The organism is Sinorhizobium sp. P24N7, assembly GCF_042436655.1.
Classification (GTDB): domain Bacteria; phylum Pseudomonadota; class Alphaproteobacteria; order Rhizobiales; family Rhizobiaceae; genus Sinorhizobium; species Sinorhizobium meliloti_A.
Window position 1 is genome coordinate 353,481 of sequence record NZ_JBHMIW010000004.1, and the last position, 20,295, is coordinate 373,775.

Sequence of the window (20,295 nt, forward strand, 5' to 3'; positions counted from 1 at the left end):
GCTCACCTAAATGCTCGCAGCGAAGGGCTGATTGTCGTGGCCAGCGAGTTCGTCCGCATGCCGGGTGTAAGGGTCGAGAGCTGGCTGTGACAGATCCGAAGGCGCGGTGCGCCGCCAAGCGCTCCCGCTTCGGAGCCAGCTTTTTGACACTATCCGGTTCAGGTCGGCACGGAAAACCGTGGCACATTTTTTATGTTGGTTAGCACCGCTTGCGAATGAGGAAACGATGTCCGTCTGCGAGCGGCTCAGCCTGCTCCAGCCGGTGCCCGTCCTCGTTGCAGAAATGCGGGATGTCTATCACGGCCAGGGGGTCGGTCGTTTCGATCTCGATGAGCGCGCCGGGCGCCAGGTTTTCCATTCGCTTGCGCGTCTTCAAAACGGGAAGGGGACATTTCAGCCCCCTCAAATCGTAGCGTAGCCTCGCTTCCTCGGGCATCAATTGCCCCAGAGTTTCCAGAACGGGCGCTTCTTCGGCTGCTCGGCGGGCTGCTGTTCTGGTGCTTGCGCTTGCGCATTTCCGGCGGGAGCGGCGGCCACCTGAGCATTGTCCTGCGCCGGCGGTGCTGTCTGTTGCCCGCCGGCGGCGGCTTGCGGCTGGCCCGGTGCGGGCTGTTGAGCGGTTGGCTGGCCTGCGGCCTGCTGCGCGGGAGCGCCGGCGGCGGGTGCGGCTGGCGCGGCCGCCGGCTCGTTGCGAGAGAACAGGCCCCAGAGCGACTTCCTCGCGGGCTCGGCTTGTACCGCTGCCTGCTCCACGGGGCGCTCGAGCGGGTTGGCCTGCGGCACCGGCGGGCCCTTGCCTTCGCGGGCCGCCTTTTCCAGCGCTTCCTTCTGGATCAAGGTTGCCCGCTTGGCTTCCTCGGCCTCTTTCTGTTCGGCAAGCTTCTTTTCGAGATCGCTTACCTTGAGCAGCTTGCCCGCATCGAGCGAGGTGCCGGTCGGCGCATAGGCAAGCTCGCGGCCCTTGCGCTGATCGGCGACCACCGCCTTGCGTTCGGCCTCGGTCGGCTCGTACCAGACCATGCCCTCTAATTTCTTCAAGGCCTTCTCGTAGTCGCGCCGATAGTCCTTGTCGTAGCTCGCCATCGCCATCTGCAGCGCCGGCGGCGTCGTCATCGCAGGGCACTGGCCGGCCGCATTGAACTGCCCCTCAGCCTGCTGATTGAAGACGTATTTCCTCTCGCAGACATTCACTGCCGGCGGGCGCTTGGTCACTTCGAACTGGTCGTAGCCGGCCTTCAGCATCTTCCAGAATTCAATGTTCGGATTGTCGCGGTGGCGCGCCATGTTTTCCGCCGTCATGCGGAAGGGAAAGGCTTGAAGCTGCACGCTTTCCTGGCCGCCCTTGAACGCGTCGCGCGCGAGCGCGAAGATCTCGATGATCTGCTCGTTCGTCATCGAATAGCAGCCGGCCGAAGAGCAGGCACCGTGGATCATCAGATGGGTGCCGGTGCGGCCGTTAGCCTTGTCATATGTGTTCGGATAGCCCGTATTGATCGCCAGGTAATAGCTCGAATTCGGGTTCATCTGGTGCGGATAGAGCGGGTAAAATCCCTCCGGCGCCTGCCGGTCTCCCTCCTTCATCTTAGGCCCGAGCTTGCCCGACCATGCGCAGATCTTGTAGCTCTTCAGAAGCTGGAACCGGTTCGCCGTGTTCGCCTTCCAGACTTCGAGCGTCCCTTCTTCCTTGAAGATGCGCAACAGGATCGGGGACGTCTTCTGCATGCCCAGCTCGCGCATCTTGCTGACCATCTTGCCCGAAAGCTGATACTCGGTCTTGTTCTTGACGGACGACAGGTTGACCGAATCGAGCGTCTCGTTGGTGCAGCCCGCAAGAGCGGCTGCGACAGCGGCGGTGAGGACAAGGTTCCTGAAACGCATCGGCAAAAGCCCGTTCTAGCCACATTCTATCCGTGCACGCCTGTTCCACGAAGGACAGGCGTCAACGAATCAGTACGTCATTATTCTTCACGAAATCTTAACCGTGCAGGCGCCCCCTGCGAATGGCCACCTCTCATGACCTGATGAATATGGCCAAGATTTGGCCACAGTCCGATTTCCGGTTGCCGACCGCCTGGAATAATCGCAATGGTTCGGATTGGAACGTCCCGGATCGGATCGGAACGGACCGAGCCGTGATCAGAGGTTACGGCCGATATTCAGATATTTCTGCCGCCGGTCGGCCCGCAATTCGTCGCCATTGCGTGCGGAAAGCTCCTTGAGAGCGTCGCCGATCACGGTTTCCGTGCGGCTGATGACCGCGTCCGGGTCGCGGTGGGCTCCACCGACAGGCTCCGGGATTATTCCGTCGATGACGCCGAGCGACTTCAGGTCTTCGGCGGTGATCTTCATGTTGCTGGCGGCTTCCTTGGCGCGCGTCGAGTCGCGCCAGAGGATCGAGGCCGCACCTTCCGGGGAGATCACGCTGTAGATCGCGTGCTCCAGCATGTAGACGCGGTTGCCGGTCGCAATCGCGATCGCGCCGCCCGAGCCGCCTTCGCCGATCACCACGGTGACGATCGGCACCTTGACGTTGAGGCACATTTCGGTCGAGCGGGCGATCGCCTCGGCCTGGCCCCGCTCCTCGGCGTTGACGCCCGGATAGGCGCCTGCCGTGTCGACCAGCGTTATCAGCGGCAGGCCGAAACGGTCGGCCATCTCCATTATGCGCGTCGCCTTGCGATAGCCCTCGGGGCGGGGGCTGCCGAAATTGTGCTTGATGCGCGACTTGGTGTCGTTGCCCTTCTCCTGTCCGATGACGGCGACCGGCGTGCCGTGAAAGCGGGCAAGCCCCGCCTGGATCGCGTCGTCATTGGCGAAATTCCGGTCGCCGGCAAGCGGCGTAAACTCGGTGAAGAGGCGCGAGGCATAGTCCAGGAAATGCGGACGCGAGGGGTGGCGAGCGACCTGGGTCTTCTGCCAGGGGGACAATTTGGAATAGATCTCGACCATCGCATCGCGGACGCGCCCTTCCAATCGGGCGATCTCGTCTGATGTGTTAACGCTCTCGTCTTCGCTGGCGAGCTTCTTCAGTTCGAGAATCTTGCCTTCGAGATCAGAGATGGGTTTTTCGAAGTCGAGATAATTGTGCATCAGACGCGTTTCCGATCGTTTTTCGACAAGGGCCGCCCTGCCAAGTCATTCCATCAGGCGGACCTAATCCTGTTTTTTCGCCTGTTTGGCAAGGGGGTGATGGTTCTGCACGAGGTCGTGAAGCCGTTCTTCCAGCACATGCGTATAGATTTGTGTCGTGGAAATGTCTGAATGGCCGAGCAGTTCCTGCACGGCGCGAAGGTCGGCGCCGTTGGCGAGCAGATGACTGGCGAAGGCATGGCGCAGCACGTGCGGCGAAATCGCCGCCACCCGGATGCCTGCCCGCGCCGCGAGGCTCTTGAGGTCGCGGGCAAAGACCTGCCGCGGCAGATGGCCGGTCTTGCCATTGGAGGGGAACAGCCAGGGGCTGTCCGCACCGTCTTCCTGCAGTTGTTCGCCATAGGCGCGCATGGCGCGGATCGCCGCCTGCGACAGCGGTACGAGCCTTTCCTTGTTACCCTTGCCGCGAATTATGAGAAAACGCCCGTTCTGCGCAAGCACACTTGCCGGAAGCGAAACGAGTTCGCTGACGCGCATGCCTGTCGCATAAAGGAGCTCGATCAGCGCGTGCATGCGCAAATTCGCCATCGCATCGCCCTTGCCGGACTTCGCCTCCGCTTCCGCCTGACCGATCAGCCGGGTGACGTGTTCGATGCTCAGCGTCTTGGGGAGTGTGCGGGCTTTCTTCGGCGCGTCGAGGATGCCCGTCGGGTCGTCCGTGCGCAGCCCCTCAGCATAAAGGAACTTGTAAAATTGCCGGAGTGCCGAGAGCCGCCGCGCTTGCGATGACGATTTGAAGCCTTGGCCTGCAAGATGGGACAGATAGCTTCTGAGATCGTCGGCCGAGGCGTCGGTGAGCCCGGTGCCGCGCGAGCGCAGGAAGGAACGCGCGTCCTCGAGGTCGCGCTCGTAGGATTGCAGCGTGTTTACCGCCGCTCCACGCTCGGCGCTCATCATTTCCAGAAAGGATTCGACGTAGGCTGCGGACATATCCGTCATTGCGGCTTGTTGACCCGTTCCGAGGGAATGCGCACGGTCACGTCCCGCTCAACCGGGTCGACGAAAGTGACGAGCGCCACCATCGCGCCATAGACCATGCCGGCCCCGACGGCGCAGATGAACAGGAAGCGGAAGAGGGTGGGCATTCAAGTCTCCTCTGCATGGCGCCGGAAAGGAACGGTACGGCATCGGATCATGCCGTCTGTTCGAAGCGTTACCGCGATCGCTGCAGTCGAGCAGGGCGTTTCGCTGGCGCGGATGCGTGATCTATATGAACGGGCCCGCCCTGAAGTTCAAGAAGCCCGCGCGACACCAAGCGACGGCTTGACGCTCCCCCCCGTTTTGTCGATACCGGAGAGGAATGGGGAATTTGAAGCGCAATGAACGATGTGACCGAACCGGTTTCCGCGACGCTGGCCGAAAGGGCGAAGCGCACTCTCGGTAAGCGTAATCTCGTTTTCATCGGCCTGATGGGGGCGGGTAAATCGGCAATCGGTCGGCTGACCGCCCAGGCGCTTGGCGTTCCTTTCGTCGATTCCGACCACGAGATCGAGCGGGTCTCGCGCATGACGGTCAGCGATCTCTTCGCGACCTACGGCGAGGAAGAGTTCCGGGCGCTGGAAGCGCGCGTGCTGAAGCGCCTGCTCAGGTCCGGCCCGCGGGTGGTGTCGACCGGCGGCGGCGCCTATATCAATGAGCGCTCGCGGCGGCATATCAAGAAGGGCGGCCTCACTATATGGCTCAACGCCGAGCTGGACGTGCTATGGGAGCGGGTGAACAAGCGCGACACGCGGCCGCTTCTGAAGACCGAGAATCCGAAGCAGACGCTCGAGAACCTGATGCGCGCGCGCTATCCGATCTATGCCGAGGCGGACCTGACCGTTCTCTCGCGTGATGTGAAAAAGGAAGCGATGGTCGAGGAGGTTCTCGCCGCCGTCGCCGATCATCAGAAGGCCTGAAGCCATGACCAGCCATGTGATGCCAACCGCCGAACGCAAGGTCCGCGTCGATCTCGCAGAGCGTTCCTACGATATTCTCATCGGCCCCGGTCTGATCGCCGCGGCAGGCCGGGAGGTCGCTTCCCGGCTCAAGGGCCGGAAGATGGCGGTCATCACCGACGAGAACGTCGCGCCCCGCTACCTCGAACCGCTTATGGCGAGCCTCGGGGAAAGCGGCATCGAGGCTGTCTCCCTGATCCTGCCGGCAGGCGAGAAGACCAAGAGCTTCGAGCATCTGATCCCGGTTTGCGAGGCCATCCTCGGCGCCAGAATCGAGCGCAACGACGCGGTGATCGCGCTCGGCGGCGGCGTGGTCGGCGATCTTACCGGCTTTGCCGCCGGTATCGTCCGCCGCGGTTCGCGCTTCATCCAGATCCCGACATCGCTGCTGGCGCAGGTCGATTCCTCGGTCGGGGGCAAGACAGGGATCAATTCGCCGCACGGCAAGAACCTGATCGGCGTCTTCCATCAGCCGGACCTCGTCCTCGCCGATACCGCCGCGCTCGACACGCTGAGCCCGCGCGAGTTCCGCGCAGGCTATGCCGAGGTCGCGAAATACGGGCTGATCGACAAGCCGGATTTCTTCGAATGGCTCGAGGCAAATTGGCAGGCGGTTTTTGCAGGCGGACCCGCCCGGATCGAGGCGATTGCCGTCAGCTGCCAGGCAAAGGCTGACGTCGTTGCCGCGGACGAGCGCGAAAACGGACGTCGCGCCCTCCTCAATCTCGGCCATACCTTCGGCCATGCGCTGGAGGCCGCCACCGATTACGACAGCAAGCGGCTGGTGCATGGGGAGGGCGTTGCGATCGGCATGGTTCTGGCGCATGAGTTCTCAGCCCGGATGAATCTCGCGAGCCCTGACGATGCGCGGCGCGTGGAGGCCCATCTGAAAACCGTCGGCCTGCCGACGCGCCTGGCCGACATTCCCGGGGCGTTGCCGCCGGCCGATCGGCTGATGGAGGCGATCGCCCAGGACAAGAAGGTGAAGGGAGGCAAGCTCACCTTCATCCTTACGAGGGGCATCGGCCAGTCCTTCGTGGCGGACGACGTGCCCTCCTCGGAGGTGTTGAGCTTTCTTACGGAAAAGCACCCGCGATGACCGATGTGCTACTGGGCTTTCTGACGGAATATTGGCTGTCGCTGCTTTCCGTTATTTCCCTTCTCGTTATTTCCGCCTTTTTCTCCGGCTCGGAGACGGCGCTGACCGCAGCCTCGCGCTCGCGGATGCATACGCTGGAGAACAACGGCGATGAGCGGGCCGGCATGGTCACCCGGCTGATCGAGCGCCGCGACCGTCTGATCGGGACGCTGCTCATCGGCAACAACCTCGTCAACATTCTGGCCTCGTCGCTGACGACGAGCCTGCTGATCGGCCTCTTCGGCGATTCGGGCGTGGCGATCGCCACCGTCGCCATGACGGTACTGCTCGTCATCTTCTCCGAGGTCCTGCCGAAGAGCTGGGCGATCGCGTCGCCGGACCGGTTTGCGCTGGCGGTTGCGCCTTGGGTCCGCCCCTTCGTTGTCGTCGTGGGTCCGGTATCCTCCCTCGTCAACGCAATCGTCAGGCGCATCCTGCACCTCTTCGGCATCAATCTTTCTTCCGACTTGCCGATGCTCACCGCGCATGAGGAACTGCGCGGCGCGGTCAATCTGCTCCACCGCGAAGGATCGGTCATCAAGGCGGACCGCGACCGGCTCGGCGGGGTGCTCGATCTCGGCGAGCTCGAAGTTTCCGACGTCATGATCCACCGGACAGGCATGCGGGCGATCAATGCGGATGACCCGCCCCAGACCTGCGTGCGCGAGATCCTCGAAAGTCCGTTTACACGCCTGCCGTTGTGGCGCGGCTCGGCCGACAACATCATCGGCGTCGTCCATTCCAAGGACCTGCTCCGGGCGCTCGCCGAGCCGAATGTGGAGCCCGAGACGCTCGATATCGTCAAGATTGCGCAGAAACCCTGGTTCGTTCCGGATTCGACCAATCTCAAAGACCAGCTCAATGCCTTCCTGCGCCGCAAGCTGCATCTTGCCATCGTGGTCGACGAATACGGCCAGGTGCAGGGGCTCGTCACGCTGGAGGATATTCTCGAAGAGATCGTCGGCGACATTGCCGACGAGCACGACATCGACATCCAGGGCGTACGTCAGGAAGCCGACGGTTCGATCGTCGTCGATGGTTCCGTGCCGATCCGCGACCTCAACCGGGCGCTGGACTGGTCGTTGCCGGACGAGGAGGCGACGACAGTTGCCGGCCTCGTGATCCATGAATCGAAGAGCATTCCGGAGGAACGGCAGGCTTTCACGTTCTATGGGAAGCGTTTCACCGTGATGAAGCGCGTGAAGAACCGGATCACCAAGCTGCGCATCCGCGCGGCCGAGGACGAGGGGCAGGTGGGTTAGGGCACTTCAAAGAGACGTGCGCAACGGCGGCTCAGCGACGCACCCTCTGCCTTTTGCACTTCACCACCGCGTCGGTTCCCCCGGCGCTGCGGGTTCCACCGCCAAAGCATGGAGGCCGGCATCGAGCTCCGGCTTCAGCAGATCGTTTATTGCGCGATGGCGCGCCACACGGCTCATGCCGGTAAAGGCGCTCGAAACGATGCGGACGCGCATATGCGTTTCGCCGCCGCCGTCGAATTCCGGCTGGTGACCGGCATGCTGACCGCTCTCATTGATCACCATCAGCCGCTCGGGATGGAAGGCTTCCACGAGCTTCTCTTCGATGCGGCGTTGCAGCGACATATTTTCAGTCCCATTTCCCTGTTTTGTTGCGGGGGCTGGAGCCAGGCGGCAGCATCATCCGCGCAATGCAAAATGCCCGCACAAAGCCAGCAACATTCCGTTTTGTCAATTCTTGTTGTGGCCCTCTGCAAACCCCATAATGTGCGTCATGAAGCTCGATTCAAAATATTTCGACCGCATCCGAACGCGCCCCCGGGGTCAAGCGCGCGTGGAGCCGTCCGCGCCGGTGTGCCAATGGGATGGCTGCGACAAGACGGCGGTCCATCGGGCTCCCGTCGGGCGCAATGCCGAGGGCGAGTATTTCATGTTCTGCTTCGAGCATGTGAAGGAGTACAACAAGGGCTACAATTATTTTTCCGGCCTCTCCGACACGGAGATCGCCCGCTACCAGAAGGAAGCGGTGACCGGCCATCGTCCGACCTGGACGGTCGGCGTCAACAAGAGCGCCCGCAACGGCCCGACACAGTCGCAGACGCGTTCCGGCTCCGCCGGCGCACAGGCGCGCATGCGAGATCCTTTCGGATTTTTCAACGAGGCGCGCGCCCGACAGGCACGGCACGAGCCGCGCCTGCGCAAGCTGAAGACGCTCGAGGCGAAGGCCTTCGAGACGCTGGGCCTTGCGGCCTCGGCGACGACCGCCGACATCAAGGCGGCATACAAGGAGCTCGTCAAGAAGCACCACCCCGACGCAAATGGCGGAGACAGGGGATCGGAAGACCGCTTCCGGGCGGTTATTCAAGCCTACCAATTGTTAAAACAGGCTGGTTTCTGCTAACAACCCGGATTATGACAGAAGCACTATCTGCAGGCGAATGCGCGGGTGCCGGCGGGCGTCCGCTCTGGAGTTATGATGAGCAAGATTGACCTCGACATTTCCAACCTCCCCGACACGACGGTCTCTGTCCGGGAGGCTTTCGGCATCGACACGGATTTGCGCGTTCCGGCCTATTCGAAGGGCGATGCCTATGTGCCCGAAATCGACCCGGACTACCTCTTCGATCGCGAGACGACGCTCGCCATTCTCGCCGGCTTCGCCCACAACCGGCGCGTGATGGTTTCCGGTTATCACGGCACCGGCAAGTCGACCCATATCGAGCAGGTCGCGGCGCGGCTCAACTGGCCATGCGTGCGCGTCAACCTCGACAGCCATGTCAGCCGCATCGATCTCGTCGGCAAGGACGCGATCGTCGTCAAGGACGGGCTTCAGGTGACCGAGTTCAAGGACGGCATTCTGCCCTGGGCCTATCAGCACAATGTCGCGCTCGTCTTCGACGAATATGATGCCGGCCGGCCGGACGTCATGTTCGTGATCCAGCGCGTGCTGGAGTCCTCCGGCCGCCTGACGCTGCTCGACCAGAGCCGCGTCATCCGCCCGCACCCGGCCTTCCGATTGTTTGCGACGGCAAACACCGTCGGTCTCGGCGACACGACCGGCCTCTATCACGGTACGCAGCAGATCAACCAGGCCCAGATGGACCGCTGGTCGATCGTGACGGCGCTCAATTATCTGCCGCACGACAAGGAAGTCGATATCGTTTCCGCCAAGGTCAAGGGTTTCGTCGCCGACAAGGGCCGCGAAACGGTCTCCAAGATGGTTCGCGTCGCCGACCTGACCCGTGCCGCCTTTATCAACGGCGACCTGTCGACCGTCATGAGCCCGCGTACAGTCATCACCTGGGCCGAGAACGCCTATATCTTCGGCGACATCGCCTTTGCGTTCCGCGTGACTTTCCTCAACAAGTGCGACGAGCTGGAGCGGGCGCTGGTCGCCGAGCATTATCAGCGCGCCTTCGGCGTCGAACTCAAGGAGAGCGCTGCCAACATCGTGCTGGAAGCGACCGCCTGAAAATCGATGTGCTCGCATAACGGCCGATCCGGTTGAAGAAGGAATTGTCGTGAGTTCGAATTCCAAGGCGAAACCGACTACGAGGGAAAACGCCGCCGAACCGTTCAAGCGGGCGCTTTCCGGCTGCATCCGGTCGATCGCCGGCGATGCGGAGCTGGAGGTCGCTTTCGCCAATGAGCGGCCCGGAATGACAGCCGAACGCATCCGGCTGCCGGAGCTCTCCAAGCGCCCGACCCGCCAGGAACTGGCGGTGGCGCGCGGCCTCGGCGATTCCATGGCGCTGCGCAAGGCCTGCCACGATGCTCGGGTCCATGCGACGATGTCGCCGCAAGGGGCGGACGCGCGGGCGATCTTCGATGCGGTCGAGCAGGCGCGCGTCGAGGCGATCGGCGCACTCAGGATGCCGGGCGTGGCGGGCAACCTCTCCTCCATGCTCGAGGAGAAATACAGCAAGGCGAATTTCGCTGCCATCGACGTTCAAGCGGACGCGCCGCTCGAAGAGGCGGTGGCACTGCTCGTGCGCGAGAAATTGACCGGGGAGAAGCCGCCGGAGTCGGCTGGTCAGGTCCTCGACCTCTGGCGCGACTTCATCGAGCAGAAGGCCGGTCCCGACATGCGCAATCTGGCGGGTACGATCAACGACCAGCAGGCTTTCGCCCGCGTCGTGCGCGACATGCTGTCCTCTATGGATGTCGCCGAGAAATACGGCGAGGACGATAACGAGCCGGACGAGCAGGAGAGCGAGACCGACGAGGACCAGCCGCGCAGCCAGGAGCAGGACGAAAACGCCAGCGACGAGGAAGAAGGCTCCGACGCCGCGCCCGCCGACGAAAACCAGTCTGCCGAGGAGCAGATGGAAGAAGGCGAGATGGATGGCGCGGAAATTTCCGACGACGATCTCCAGGACGAGAGCGACGAGGACAGCGAAACGCCCGGCGAGGTGAAGCGGCCGAACCATCCCTTCGCGGATTTCAACGAGAAGGCCGATTATTCCGTCTATACCCGGGAGTTCGACGAAACCATCGCCTCCGAGGAGCTCTGCGACGAGGCGGAACTCGATCGGTTGCGCGCCTTTCTCGACAAGCAGCTCGCCCATCTCCAGGGCGCGGTCGGACGCCTCGCAAACCGCCTGCAGCGCCGCCTGATGGCACAGCAGAACCGCTCCTGGGAGTTCGATCTCGAAGAGGGCTATCTCGACTCCGCCCGCCTGCAGCGCATCATCATCGATCCGATGCAGCCGCTCTCCTTCAAACGCGAGAAGGACACGAACTTCCGCGACACGGTCGTCACGCTCCTGATCGACAATTCCGGTTCGATGCGCGGCCGCCCGATCACCGTCGCCGCGACCTGCGCCGATATTCTTGCGCGCACGCTGGAGCGCTGCGGCGTGAAGGTCGAAATCCTGGGTTTCACAACCAAGGCGTGGAAGGGCGGACAATCGCGCGAGAAATGGCTTGCCGGCGGCAAGCCTCAATCGCCGGGCCGCCTCAACGACCTGCGTCACATCATCTACAAGTCCGCCGACGCGCCCTGGCGTCGAGCGCGCCGTAATCTCGGCCTGATGATGCGCGAGGGACTGCTCAAGGAAAACATCGACGGCGAGGCGCTGATGTGGGCGCATGATCGTCTTCTGGCGCGGTCCGAGCAGCGACGCATCCTGATGATGATCTCGGACGGAGCGCCCGTCGACGATTCCACCCTTTCGGTCAACCCCGGAAATTACCTCGAGCGGCATCTGCGCGCCGTTATCGAGCAGATCGAGACGCGCTCGCCGGTCGAACTGCTTGCGATCGGCATCGGCCATGACGTCACACGCTACTATCGCCGCGCCGTGACCATCGTCGATGCGGACGAACTGGCGGGGGCGATGACGGATCAGCTTGCGGCGCTCTTCGAGGACGAGAGCATGCGCCGCCGCCCGGGCGGAGCACGTCGCGCCGGTTAACGGATTTCCGGCCGCGGCCACCCGTAAGGTCATTCTTCAGATGTTCTGCCGAAACATTGCCGTGCTTTTCCTGCTGATTTCGGCTGCTGTCGCGCGCGCGGAGCCGGCGCGCGAGATCGTTCCGGTCAAGAGCCGGCAGATATCTCAGTTCAAGGTCGGCTCTGGTCAAACGGTCTTCGGCGCGCTCAAGTTCATGGGCGGCATCGAGATGACGTCGGCCAACCCTTTGTTCGGTGCGCTGTCGGCGATCCGGTTTCTGCCGGACGGCCAGTCCTTCGTCGCGGTGATGGACACCGGCCATTGGGTCGAGGGGGCCGTCATCCGCGACGATGCCGGCGGGCTCGAAGGGCTGACCGATCTCAAGGTCACGCCGATGACCGACGCGACGGGCGAAGCGCAGCTCGAGAAATGGCGCGTCGATTCCGAAGGGCTGGCCCTGCGCGAAGGTCAGGCGATCGTCAGCTTCGAGCAGTCGCCACGCATCGAAATCTATCCTTTTCCCGGCTTCGCCGAGGCGCGTCCCCTGGGGCAGATGACCCTGCCGTTCTCCGTCGAAGAGCTGCGCAGCAATGGCGGCATCGAGACGATCGCGATCGCGCCGAAGAACGGCCCGCTTCGCGGCGCGGCCGTGGTCGTCTCCGAGCGCAGCGTCGACAAGGCGGACAATCTTTTTGCGGGGATATTGGAGGGGCCGATGAAAGGCGCCTTCACGGTCGTGCGCGCGGATCCCTATTCGGTAACCGACGGCGCCTTTCTGCCGGATGGCGACCTGCTTCTCCTCGAGCGGCGATTCAATTTCGCCTCCGGTCTCGGCATGCGTGTTCGCCGTATCGCCGCGGGGAAAATCCGACCTGGCGCCGTGGTCGACGGCGACGTCATGCTCGAAGCGGACATGAGCTATCAGATCGACAATATGGAGGCGCTCGACGTCATCTCGTGGCCTGACGGCGAGATCCGGCTGATCCTGGTCTCGGATGACAACCACTCGATCCTCGAGCGAAACCTGATGCTCGAGTTCCGGCTGATCAAGTGAAACGGGGCCGAATGCCCCGCCGCTCCAATGCTTTGAACCACGCACTTCCGCATGCGGAAGTGCTCTGAGGGTTTCAGGCGGTTGCTTTTGCCGCCGGCATGGGTTTGACGACGCTCATCAGTGCGCCATAGGGAAGCAGCAGGACGATACCGCAGAGGATCTTCACCGCGAGATCGCCGAGCGCCCAGGAAACCCAGCGGGGGGCGTCGACGCTGAGCAGGCCGAGAACGGGCGCGGTTTCCAGCGCAAAGCCGTCATTCGCACCCAAGAACACGAAGAACGGGGCGAAGGCGAAAGAGAAGAACATCGCCGTATCGAGGGCCGAACCGATCAGCGAGCCCGCGAGCGGCGCCTGCCACCAGGTCTGGCGCCTGAGCCGGTTGAAGATCGAGATATCGAGAAGCTGGCCGAGCAGGAAGGCTGAACCGGAGGCGATCGCGATGCGCGGCGTCGCGGCGAGAACGGAGAGCATGACGGCGACGGCGAAGCCGGCAACGACGACGCGGCGCGCGATTCGCGGCCCGAACTGGCGATTGGTCAGGTCTGTGACGAGGAAGGCGAAGGGATAGCTGAAGGCGCCCCAGGTCAGGAGGTCGCCCAGTTGCATCCCGGCGATCGAACCGGGGAGCGGATACTGGACGAGGAAGTTCGACGCCACGACCACGAAGGTCATCAGCGCCACATAAAGGTAGAACGTACGGTTGATCAGCATTTTTTTATCCTGGGTTATGCCACCAGTTGACGGATGCGCAGGCAGGTGCTTGCGCGGCGATGGACGACACGAGAAAAAGGCTTGCCGGGCAAACCCGCAAGCCTCTTCAAGATATCGGCAGAAGTACCGGCGCTATCAGGCGGCTTCGGCAGCCTTCTTGACGATCTGACGACGCAGCAGGCGGGCGCGCATGCTGAGCTCATTCTCGTCGGCCTTCAGCAGGAAGGCGTCGAGACCGCCGCGGTGTTCGACCGAGCGGAGAGCCGCAGCGGAAACGCGCAGGCGGAAGCGCTGGCCGAGAGCATCGGAAATCAGCGTGACGTTGCACAGGTTCGGCAGGAACTTGCGCTTGGTCTTGTTGTTGGCATGGCTGACATTGTTGCCCGACTGGACGCCCTTGCCGGTCAATTCGCAACTACGGGACATGGTACACCTATTCTCTTATCGCCGCCGGACAATGCGGTAGCGGGCCCAGAGCCCAGGCCGCGTTCCTGTTGGCCATTATTGGAAAGTCGCGGTTCTATAGTCACAGGTGGCCCGCCAGTCAAGTCAAACCTTTGCATTCCCGAGCGATCGGGGCGATTTCGCCTGTTCCGCACTCATAAGCACGGCCGTTCCGGCGCGCAAGACGCATTCCAAGAGAGCGGCCGATGCGCTATCTTTTCCATGAGGACTGCGCCAGATTTCGAGCGGGCGCATTTATGCCGCAAACCGCCTGCATTCCGGGGGATTGCGACATAAATGCGCCGGCTGTCTTCGGATCGGCAAGTCGCTGAAACACTGTGAACCGCTGCATGGAGTTTTGAGCCGGTCCGGTATCAGGGCCATGCAGCAGAGAATGGGGCTTTCGGGCATGAAGTTGTGCATTGGTTTTCGCGCGCCGGCACTCCTGGCCGCCATGATGTTTTCCACAGCCCCGCTTGCTGCGGAAGTCTCGCATCAGACGGACTACAGCATCGCGCTCGCCGGCCTGCCTTTGGCGCGCGCATCGTTCCACACCGAGGTCGAAAAGAATCGCTACACGATTTCGGGAACCCTGAATTCCGCGGGCCTCGTGGATATCATCAGCCGCACCACGGGGCAGACGCGTGTCTCCGGAGTAATCGACCGCGACCATCTCCGGGCAAGCGAATATTCCATGTCCTACCGCAGCGGCCGGAAGGGCCGGGCCATCAATGTGAGCTTCCGAAACGGCAATGTCGTGCGCGCGAGCATGGTTCCGAAGCGTAATCCACTGCCGAAGAACTGGGTGCCGATCACGAGCCGGGACATGCGCAATGTGCTGGACCCGCTTTCCGGTCTGCTCATTCCGGCAAAAGCACGGGTCTGCCCCAACACGCTGCCGATCTTCGACGGGGAATCCCGGCTCGACATAAGACTGTCTCCGAAGGGAACGCGAAACTTCAAAACCAGGGGATTCGAGGGCGAAGTGATCGTCTGCGGCATCCGCTTCGTACCGAAGGCGGGGTACCGGAAGGGCCGCGAGGACGTCGAATATCTGCGCCGCCTGGGAACGATGGAGATCTGGTACGCGAGGGCGAACGGCGTGGACGTCTATGCTCCGGTCTATGCCCGCATACCGACGAAGATCGGAGCGGTCACGGTTTCGGCGACGCGCTTCGGCGATTGAGCCCGCCGGCGGGATTCCCAGGACCCTTTCCTGATGGGGCCTCGAGAATCGCACTCCCTCTTCCCGGAATCACCTAAGCGCGATAGATCAGCGCGATTCGGTGGGGTGCTGGCCGCGTCCGCCGAAATCTACATGTTTGATCAGCAGGGCCGCGGAGGGGGGGAATGAAGTTCAAGGCAACGCTGATCGGTTTCACCGCGATCCTCATGTGGTCGCTGCTGGCGCTCTTTACTGCCGCATCCGGCAAGATGCCGCCGTTCCAACTCTCCGCCGTCTGCTTTCTCATAGGCAGTCTGCCCGGCATCGCCGTCCTGGCGTCGAAGCCCGAGCGCCTCGCACTTCTGAAGCAGCCGGCAAGGGTGTGGATCATCGGCATTGCCGGTCTCTTCGGCTACCACTTTCTTTATTTCACGGCGCTTCGCAATGCGCCGGCCGTGGAGGCGGGGCTCATCGCCTATCTCTGGCCGCTCTTCATTGTTGTCGGCTCGGCGCTGCTGCCGGGCGAGAAGCTTCGCTGGCACCATGTTGCAGGCGCCCTTGCGGGGCTCGTCGGAACGATCCTGATCGTTGCGCGCAACGGCATCGCCTTCGATGAAGCCTATGCACTCGGTTACGGCGCAGCATTCCTCTGCGCCTTTACCTGGTCCGGCTATTCGCTGATCACGCGCCGCTTCGACGCGGTATCCACAGATGTCGTGACCGGTTTCTGCCTTGCGACGTCCGCTCTGTCCTTCCTCTGCCATCTCGGACTCGAAACGACGGTGTGGCCTGAAACCACCTTCGAGTGGCTCGCCGTGGCGGGGCTTGGCCTGCTGCCGGTCGGTGCCGCCTTCTATGCCTGGGACTACGGCGTGAAGAACGGTGACATCCAGTTCCTGGGCGTTGCGAGCTATGCGGCGCCGGTGCTTTCGACTCTGATCCTCATTCTGTTCGGCTTTGCCGAGCCGTCCTGGCGGATCGTGGCTGCCTGCCTGCTGGTGACGGGCGGCGCCGTGCTTGCGGCAAAGGATATGATCTTCCGAAAGGGCAGGGCCACGCTGCCTGCGGAGTAGAACTCACTCCTCAGCCGGCCGCCAATCGGGGTGCGCCATTTCGAAGGCGGCGAAGTCGAAGCCGGGTGCGACGGTGCAACCGACGAGCGTCCACTCCCCAAGCGAGGTGGCGGATTGCCACCAGCCGGCGGGAACGACCTGTTGCGGTCTTTCGCCGCCGAGCAGGTCGGGACCGAGCCGGGTCTGCGAAGCGGGCCTGCCCGGCTCGGCGATGCTGAGCGCGAGCGGCGCGCCGGCGTAGTAGTGCCAGACCTCGGCGGCATCGTGGACCCGGTGCCAATGCGAACGGTCGCCCCGTTCGAGAAGGTAGTAGATGGCCGTCGAGTGGCCACGCGCGCCACCATTGGCGTCGCGGAACGTCTCCCCGTACCAGCCGCCTTCCGGGTGCCGGGCGAGACCCAGCGTTTCAATGATAGCCGCCGCCGTCATTTCCCGAGCCGCCATTTAAAAATTGTCCTTACGCTTTCGTATTTCCGCGAAGACGGCGGCATCGCTCGCCTTTTCCATGCCGAGCAGCGCGCGGATCTTCGGATCGCCGGCGCGCAGGAACGGGTTTGTCCGCTTTTCCAGGCCCATCGTCGTGGGCGCGGTGAAGCCGCCATCTGAGCGGGTCTCCTCGATCTCGGCCGCACGCTCCTTCAAGGCCGTATTTTCCGGATCGACCGTGACGGCGAAATGGGCATTGGCAAGGGTGTATTCATGGCCGAAATAGATGGCCGTGTCGTCGGGAAGCGCCATCAGCCGGCTCAGCGATTGCCACATCGTTTCGGCCGTTCCCTCGAAGAGACGGCCGCATCCGAGCGCGAAAAGCGTATCGGCGGCGAAAAGCAGCCTGTCCTCGGGCAAATGGTAGCAGACGTGGCCGGAGGTGTGCCCCGGCGTTTCGATGACATCGACCGGATGGCCGGCGAAGTCGAAGCGTTCGCCATGTCCCACGGATCTGTCTATGCCGGGGATCTTCGACGCTTCGTTCTTCGGCCCGATGATGGTGAGGCCGAAGCGTTCCTTCAGGCTGGCATTCGCAGCCACATGGTCACCGTGGTGATGCGTGGTGAGGATATGCGTCAACTGCCATCCGCGCCGTTCGAGCGCGTCGAGGATCGGCTGCTCCTCCGGTGCATCGATCGATGCCGTAGCGCCGCTAAGCCGGTCGTGGAGGAGCACACCGTAATTGTCGGTGCGGCAGAGAAAGAGATCGAGTTCGAGCGCGGCCATGTTTCGGTCCTCCGATCGGTGTGGGGCATCGGAAAGCGGCGATCCCGCCCGGTTCGAATGTAGCGAGGCTCGCCTTGAAGTCTACCGCCTGGAGTCTAACATGTTGCCCATGCACACCGATATCGTCGATCTCCGCCAATTCTATCACTCCGAGCTCGGCCGCATGGCGGAACAGTCGGTCAGCTCAGCCCTTGCTTCCATCTGGGCACGCCTGCCCGAGGAAAGGCTCCTTGGGCTCGGCTATGCGGTGCCCTATCTCGAGCGCTTCCGTGCCGATACGGAGCGGACCTTCGCCTTCATGCCGGCCGGGCAGGGTGCGGTGAACTGGCCGGTCGCAGACCTGTCCTCGACGGCACTGGTCTTCGATGAGGAATTGCCGCTGCCCGATGCCTCGATCGATCGCGTATTGATGGTCCATTCCCTGGAATTTGCCGAAAGCCCGCGCGAAACGATGAAGGAGATCTGGCGCGTGCTGGCGCCCGGCGGACGTCTGATCATCGTGGTACCGAATCGCCGCGGCGTCTGGGCACAGATGGAGCACACGCCCTTCGGCTCGGGGCGCCCCTATTCCCGCGGCCAGCTGACGGCGCTCTTGCGCGAGACCAACTTCACGCCGGGCGCCACGACGGAGGCGCTCTTCTTTCCGCCCTCGAAGCGCAAGCTTGCCCTTCGGCTGCGCCACGGTCTGGAACGGTTCGGCCGATCGCTCTGGCCGGTCTTTTCGGGGGTGATCATCGTCGAGGCGCAGAAGCGGCTTTATCAGGGCCTGCCGGTGGCCGCACGCGCCTCGCGCCGCGTCTTCGTCCCGGTGCTGGCGCCGCGGGGCGTGCCCAGCACGCGCAGTCGGACAACGAAAGCGCCGTAGGTCGCAGTCTGCCGCCCGTCACCGCTTTGCCTCCTCCCGCACCGGCCGCCGTCACGTCGCACTCGACAAATATCACCGTCCCCGGTATTGGCTGGACCGCATTCTTCCCGTGAAAGCTGGTCCGATGAATCTTGCCCTGAAAAGCCCTGCGCCGCGTTCCGGCATCCTGGACATCGCCGCCTATGTGCCGGGCAAGGAACATGCGCCCGGCGTCGCCAAGGTTCACAAGCTGTCGTCGAACGAAACGCCGCTCGGCGCGAGCCCGCGCGCGATCGAGGCTTTCCAGAAGGCGGCTTTCAATCTCGAACGCTACCCGGACGGTCAGGCGAATGCGCTTAAGGAAGCGATCGCGGCGGTTCACGGGCTCAACCCCGCCAACATCCTTTGCGGCAACGGGTCGGACGAACTTCTCGGTCTTCTCTGCCATACCTATCTCGGCCCCGGCGACGAGGGGATCGTCACCGAACACGGATTTCTCGTCTACAGGATCCAGATTACCGCGTCGGGCGGGATACCCGTCACGGTCAAGGAGAGAGACGAGCGCGTCGATGTCGATGCGATACTCGCGGCCGTGACCGAGCGGACGAAGATCGTCTTCATCGCCAATCCGGCAAATCCGACCGGCACCTATATCCCCGTCGAGGAGGTCCGGCGTCTGCATGCGGGCCTGCCCGCCGGCGTCCTGCTGGTGCTCGATGCGGCCTATGCGGAATATGTCCGGCGCAACGACTACGAGGCGGGACTGGAGCTCGTTTCGTCCAACCGCAACGTGGTGATGACCCGAACCTTTTCGAAGATCTACGGCCTTGCCGGTCTGCGCATCGGCTGGATGTACGCGCCGCGCGACGTGGTGGAGGCATTGGACCGCGTCCGCGGTCCCTTCAATCTCAACGCGCCCGCGATCGCCGCCGGCGCCGCGGCGATCCGCGATCAGGCCTTCGTTGCCGCGGCGGCAGACCACAATCACATCTGGCTGGCAAAGGTCGGTCAGGCGCTGACGGATATCGGCCTGCGCGTCACCCCCTCGGTCACCAATTTCGTGCTGATCCACTTCCCTGAGGAAGCGGGCATGTCGGCCAGCGACGCGGATGCCTATCTGACGAGCCGCGGCTTCATCCTGCGCGCCGTCGGCGCCTACGGATTCCCCAATGCGCTGAGAATGACGATCGGCTCGGAAGAAGCGAATGAGGGCGTCGTCGCGGCACTGACTGAATTCATGGGACGGAAATGATGGCTCAGCAGTTCGAAACCATCGCCCTCATCGGCATCGGCCTGATCGGGTCGTCCATCGCCCGGGACATTCGCGAGAAGCAGCTCGCCGGTACGATCGTGGTCACGACGCGCAGCGAAGCGACGCTGAAGCGCGCCGGCGAGCTGGGCCTCGGCGACCGTTACACGCTTTCGGCGGCCGAGGCTGTCGAGGGCGCGGATCTCGTCATCGTGTCGGTGCCTGTGGGGGCATCCGGCGCAGTCGCCGCCGAGATCGCAGCCCATCTGAAACCGGGTGCGATCGTCACCGATGTCGGTTCGACCAAAGGATCGGTCATCGCGCAGATGGCGCCGCACCTGTCCAAGGACGTCCATTTCGTGCCCGGTCACCCGATCGCGGGTACCGAGCATTCCGGCCCGGATGCCGGCTTTGCGGGCCTCTTCCGCGGGCGCTGGTGCATTCTGACGCCGCCGGCCGGCACGGACGAAGACGCGGTCGCCAGGCTCAGGCTGTTCTGGGAAACGCTCGGCTCGATGGTCGACGAGATGGATCCGGAACATCACGACAAGGTGCTGGCGATCGTTTCGCATCTCCCGCATATCATCGCCTACAACATTGTCGGCACCGCGGACGACCTGGAAACGGTGACCGAGTCCGAAGTGATCAAATACTCGGCCTCGGGGTTCCGTGACTTCACCCGCCTTGCCGCTTCGGACCCGACCATGTGGCGCGACGTCTGCCTGCACAACAAGGACGCGATCCTGGAAATGCTCGCCCGCTTCTCCGAGGATCTCGCCTCCCTGCAACGCGCGATCCGTTGGGGCGACGGCGACAAGCTCTTCGATCTCTTCACCCGCACGCGGGCGATACGCCGCTCGATCGTTCAGGCCGGTCAGGACACCGCCATGCCCGATTTCGGCCGGCACGCGATGGATCAGAAGTAGGCTACGGGAAGCCG

22 protein-coding genes and 1 pseudogene are annotated in these 20,295 nt (G+C 63.2%); 13 read left to right on the top strand and 10 right to left on the bottom strand.

Features of this window, described 5'->3' with window-relative positions:
- Positions 1 to 9 precede the first annotated feature (9 nt).
- A pseudogene (locus ACFHWW_RS09140) lies at positions 10 to 90 on the top strand (VapC toxin family PIN domain ribonuclease); the annotation flags it as partial.
- Between the two features lie 109 nt (positions 91 to 199).
- On the opposite strand, the gene ACFHWW_RS09145 reads toward ACFHWW_RS09140, so the two are convergent.
- From ACFHWW_RS09145 to ACFHWW_RS09165, 5 genes are all read right to left on the bottom strand, one after another.
- Entirely contained in the window at positions 200 to 436 is a 237-nt protein-coding gene (locus tag ACFHWW_RS09145; RefSeq protein WP_275597401.1) for a sulfurtransferase TusA family protein, read from the bottom strand.
- Positions 436 to 1,878 carry a murein L,D-transpeptidase family protein gene (locus tag ACFHWW_RS09150; protein ID WP_338277328.1) on the bottom strand — a complete coding sequence of 481 codons (1,443 nt, stop codon included), beginning with the start codon at positions 1,876 to 1,878 and terminating at the stop codon, positions 436 to 438. Before ACFHWW_RS09150 ends, ACFHWW_RS09145 begins: the two co-directional genes overlap by 1 nt.
- 258 nt (positions 1,879 to 2,136) lie before the next feature.
- Positions 2,137 to 3,090, bottom strand: a complete 954-nt coding sequence (locus ACFHWW_RS09155) for an acetyl-CoA carboxylase carboxyltransferase subunit alpha (RefSeq protein WP_003527479.1) — start codon at positions 3,088 to 3,090, stop codon at positions 2,137 to 2,139.
- A 63-nt stretch (positions 3,091 to 3,153) separates the two neighbouring features.
- Positions 3,154 to 4,089: a site-specific tyrosine recombinase XerD gene (gene xerD / locus ACFHWW_RS09160; protein ID WP_379938019.1), complete on the bottom strand. Its 936-nt coding sequence runs from the start codon at positions 4,087 to 4,089 to the stop codon at positions 3,154 to 3,156.
- A complete protein-coding gene (locus ACFHWW_RS09165; RefSeq protein ID WP_018096896.1) occupies positions 4,086 to 4,235 on the bottom strand; it encodes a hypothetical protein in 150 nt (49 codons plus the stop codon). Before ACFHWW_RS09165 ends, xerD begins: the two co-directional genes overlap by 4 nt.
- A gap of 234 nt (positions 4,236 to 4,469) precedes the next feature.
- Here ACFHWW_RS09165 and ACFHWW_RS09170 point away from each other — a divergent pair, with 234 nt between their 5' ends.
- The 3 genes from ACFHWW_RS09170 to ACFHWW_RS09180 are packed head-to-tail and all read left to right on the top strand — an operon-like array spanning position 4,470 to position 7,487.
- Positions 4,470 to 5,048: a shikimate kinase gene (locus ACFHWW_RS09170; protein WP_010970121.1), complete on the top strand. Its 579-nt coding sequence runs from the start codon at positions 4,470 to 4,472 to the stop codon at positions 5,046 to 5,048.
- Between the two features lie 4 nt (positions 5,049 to 5,052).
- On the top strand, positions 5,053 to 6,186 hold the full coding sequence (gene aroB, locus ACFHWW_RS09175; protein WP_379938020.1) for a 3-dehydroquinate synthase: 1,134 nt from the start codon (positions 5,053 to 5,055) through the stop codon (positions 6,184 to 6,186).
- On the top strand, positions 6,183 to 7,487 hold the full coding sequence (locus tag ACFHWW_RS09180; protein WP_100674168.1) for an HlyC/CorC family transporter: 1,305 nt from the start codon (positions 6,183 to 6,185) through the stop codon (positions 7,485 to 7,487). The genes aroB and ACFHWW_RS09180 overlap by 4 nt, the downstream gene beginning before the upstream one ends.
- 60 nt (positions 7,488 to 7,547) lie before the next feature.
- Here ACFHWW_RS09180 and ACFHWW_RS09185 read toward each other — a convergent pair whose 3' ends face one another.
- Positions 7,548 to 7,829 (bottom strand): BolA family transcriptional regulator, encoded by a 282-nt coding sequence (locus ACFHWW_RS09185; protein ID WP_100674169.1) that lies wholly within the window; start codon positions 7,827 to 7,829, stop codon positions 7,548 to 7,550.
- 139 nt (positions 7,830 to 7,968) lie between these two features.
- Here ACFHWW_RS09185 and ACFHWW_RS09190 point away from each other — a divergent pair, with 139 nt between their 5' ends.
- The 4 genes from ACFHWW_RS09190 (at position 7,969) to ACFHWW_RS09205 (ending at position 12,653) form a co-directional block, all read left to right on the top strand.
- Positions 7,969 to 8,604 carry a J domain-containing protein gene (locus tag ACFHWW_RS09190; protein ID WP_100674170.1) on the top strand — a complete coding sequence of 212 codons (636 nt, stop codon included), beginning with the start codon at positions 7,969 to 7,971 and terminating at the stop codon, positions 8,602 to 8,604.
- A 75-nt stretch (positions 8,605 to 8,679) separates the two neighbouring features.
- Positions 8,680 to 9,675, top strand: coding sequence for a cobaltochelatase subunit CobS (gene cobS, locus ACFHWW_RS09195; protein ID WP_003527456.1), 996 nt, complete (start codon positions 8,680 to 8,682; stop codon positions 9,673 to 9,675).
- A 49-nt stretch (positions 9,676 to 9,724) separates the two neighbouring features.
- Entirely contained in the window at positions 9,725 to 11,620 is a 1,896-nt protein-coding gene (cobT, locus tag ACFHWW_RS09200; protein ID WP_379938022.1) for a cobaltochelatase subunit CobT, read from the top strand.
- A 40-nt stretch (positions 11,621 to 11,660) separates the two neighbouring features.
- Entirely contained in the window at positions 11,661 to 12,653 is a 993-nt protein-coding gene (locus ACFHWW_RS09205) for an esterase-like activity of phytase family protein (RefSeq protein ID WP_379938023.1), read from the top strand.
- Positions 12,654 to 12,726: 73 nt separating this feature from the next.
- Here the strand turns inward: ACFHWW_RS09205 and ACFHWW_RS09210 are convergent, their stop codons facing one another.
- Both ACFHWW_RS09210 and rpmB read right to left on the bottom strand, forming a co-directional pair.
- Positions 12,727 to 13,365, bottom strand: coding sequence for a VUT family protein (locus tag ACFHWW_RS09210; RefSeq protein ID WP_100674172.1), 639 nt, complete (start codon positions 13,363 to 13,365; stop codon positions 12,727 to 12,729).
- A 135-nt stretch (positions 13,366 to 13,500) separates the two neighbouring features.
- Positions 13,501 to 13,791, bottom strand: a complete 291-nt coding sequence (rpmB, locus tag ACFHWW_RS09215) for a 50S ribosomal protein L28 (RefSeq protein WP_003527451.1) — start codon at positions 13,789 to 13,791, stop codon at positions 13,501 to 13,503.
- Between the two features lie 412 nt (positions 13,792 to 14,203).
- Here rpmB and ACFHWW_RS09220 point away from each other — a divergent pair, with 412 nt between their 5' ends.
- Together ACFHWW_RS09220 and ACFHWW_RS09225 are read left to right on the top strand one after the other, a co-directional pair.
- The gene (locus ACFHWW_RS09220; RefSeq protein WP_379938067.1) at positions 14,204 to 14,995 is read left to right on the top strand and encodes a DUF3108 domain-containing protein; all 792 of its coding nucleotides are present in this window, start codon (positions 14,204 to 14,206) and stop codon (positions 14,993 to 14,995) included.
- Positions 14,996 to 15,159: 164 nt separating this feature from the next.
- Positions 15,160 to 16,047 carry a DMT family transporter gene (locus tag ACFHWW_RS09225; protein WP_379938024.1) on the top strand — a complete coding sequence of 296 codons (888 nt, stop codon included), beginning with the start codon at positions 15,160 to 15,162 and terminating at the stop codon, positions 16,045 to 16,047.
- 3 nt (positions 16,048 to 16,050) lie between these two features.
- Here the strand turns inward: ACFHWW_RS09225 and ACFHWW_RS09230 are convergent, their stop codons facing one another.
- Both ACFHWW_RS09230 and gloB read right to left on the bottom strand, forming a co-directional pair.
- Positions 16,051 to 16,491, bottom strand: coding sequence for a cupin domain-containing protein (locus ACFHWW_RS09230; RefSeq protein ID WP_379938025.1), 441 nt, complete (start codon positions 16,489 to 16,491; stop codon positions 16,051 to 16,053).
- A complete protein-coding gene (gloB, locus tag ACFHWW_RS09235) occupies positions 16,492 to 17,262 on the bottom strand; it encodes a hydroxyacylglutathione hydrolase (protein ID WP_379938026.1) in 771 nt (256 codons plus the stop codon).
- A gap of 100 nt (positions 17,263 to 17,362) precedes the next feature.
- Here gloB and ACFHWW_RS09240 point away from each other — a divergent pair, with 100 nt between their 5' ends.
- From ACFHWW_RS09240 to ACFHWW_RS09250, 3 genes are all read left to right on the top strand, one after another.
- On the top strand, positions 17,363 to 18,127 hold the full coding sequence (locus tag ACFHWW_RS09240; RefSeq protein WP_100674177.1) for a class I SAM-dependent methyltransferase: 765 nt from the start codon (positions 17,363 to 17,365) through the stop codon (positions 18,125 to 18,127).
- 124 nt (positions 18,128 to 18,251) lie between these two features.
- Entirely contained in the window at positions 18,252 to 19,358 is a 1,107-nt protein-coding gene (hisC, locus tag ACFHWW_RS09245; protein WP_379938027.1) for a histidinol-phosphate transaminase, read from the top strand.
- Entirely contained in the window at positions 19,355 to 20,281 is a 927-nt protein-coding gene (locus ACFHWW_RS09250; RefSeq protein ID WP_018096909.1) for a prephenate/arogenate dehydrogenase family protein, read from the top strand. The genes hisC and ACFHWW_RS09250 overlap by 4 nt, the downstream gene beginning before the upstream one ends.
- Positions 20,282 to 20,295: the final 14 nt, after the last annotated feature.

Bases quoted from the DNA above. Each gene is read 5' to 3' on its own strand.
- cobS (WP_003527456.1), top strand. From the start codon at position 8,680: ATGAGCAAGATTGACCTCGACATTTCCAACCTCCCCGACACGACGGTC.
- xerD (WP_379938019.1), bottom strand. From the start codon at position 4,089: ATGACGGATATGTCCGCAGCCTACGTCGAATCCTTTCTGGAAATGATG.
- ACFHWW_RS09225 (WP_379938024.1), top strand. From the start codon at position 15,160: ATGAAGTTCAAGGCAACGCTGATCGGTTTCACCGCGATCCTCATGTGG.
- ACFHWW_RS09220 (WP_379938067.1), top strand. From the start codon at position 14,204: ATGGGGCTTTCGGGCATGAAGTTGTGCATTGGTTTTCGCGCGCCGGCA.
- ACFHWW_RS09145 (WP_275597401.1), bottom strand. From the start codon at position 436: ATGCCCGAGGAAGCGAGGCTACGCTACGATTTGAGGGGGCTGAAATGT.
- ACFHWW_RS09210 (WP_100674172.1), bottom strand. From the start codon at position 13,365: ATGCTGATCAACCGTACGTTCTACCTTTATGTGGCGCTGATGACCTTC.
- ACFHWW_RS09205 (WP_379938023.1), top strand. From the start codon at position 11,661: ATGTTCTGCCGAAACATTGCCGTGCTTTTCCTGCTGATTTCGGCTGCT.
- hisC (WP_379938027.1), top strand. From the start codon at position 18,252: ATGAATCTTGCCCTGAAAAGCCCTGCGCCGCGTTCCGGCATCCTGGAC.
- ACFHWW_RS09155 (WP_003527479.1), bottom strand. From the start codon at position 3,090: ATGCACAATTATCTCGACTTCGAAAAACCCATCTCTGATCTCGAAGGC.
- rpmB (WP_003527451.1), bottom strand. From the start codon at position 13,791: ATGTCCCGTAGTTGCGAATTGACCGGCAAGGGCGTCCAGTCGGGCAAC.
- gloB (WP_379938026.1), bottom strand. From the start codon at position 17,262: ATGGCCGCGCTCGAACTCGATCTCTTTCTCTGCCGCACCGACAATTAC.
- ACFHWW_RS09230 (WP_379938025.1), bottom strand. From the start codon at position 16,491: ATGGCGGCTCGGGAAATGACGGCGGCGGCTATCATTGAAACGCTGGGT.
- aroB (WP_379938020.1), top strand. From the start codon at position 5,053: ATGACCAGCCATGTGATGCCAACCGCCGAACGCAAGGTCCGCGTCGAT.
- ACFHWW_RS09180 (WP_100674168.1), top strand. From the start codon at position 6,183: ATGACCGATGTGCTACTGGGCTTTCTGACGGAATATTGGCTGTCGCTG.
- ACFHWW_RS09185 (WP_100674169.1), bottom strand. From the start codon at position 7,829: ATGTCGCTGCAACGCCGCATCGAAGAGAAGCTCGTGGAAGCCTTCCAT.
- ACFHWW_RS09190 (WP_100674170.1), top strand. From the start codon at position 7,969: ATGTGCGTCATGAAGCTCGATTCAAAATATTTCGACCGCATCCGAACG.
- ACFHWW_RS09170 (WP_010970121.1), top strand. From the start codon at position 4,470: ATGAACGATGTGACCGAACCGGTTTCCGCGACGCTGGCCGAAAGGGCG.
- ACFHWW_RS09250 (WP_018096909.1), top strand. From the start codon at position 19,355: ATGATGGCTCAGCAGTTCGAAACCATCGCCCTCATCGGCATCGGCCTG.
- ACFHWW_RS09150 (WP_338277328.1), bottom strand. From the start codon at position 1,878: ATGCGTTTCAGGAACCTTGTCCTCACCGCCGCTGTCGCAGCCGCTCTT.
- ACFHWW_RS09165 (WP_018096896.1), bottom strand. From the start codon at position 4,235: ATGCCCACCCTCTTCCGCTTCCTGTTCATCTGCGCCGTCGGGGCCGGC.
- ACFHWW_RS09240 (WP_100674177.1), top strand. From the start codon at position 17,363: ATGTTGCCCATGCACACCGATATCGTCGATCTCCGCCAATTCTATCAC.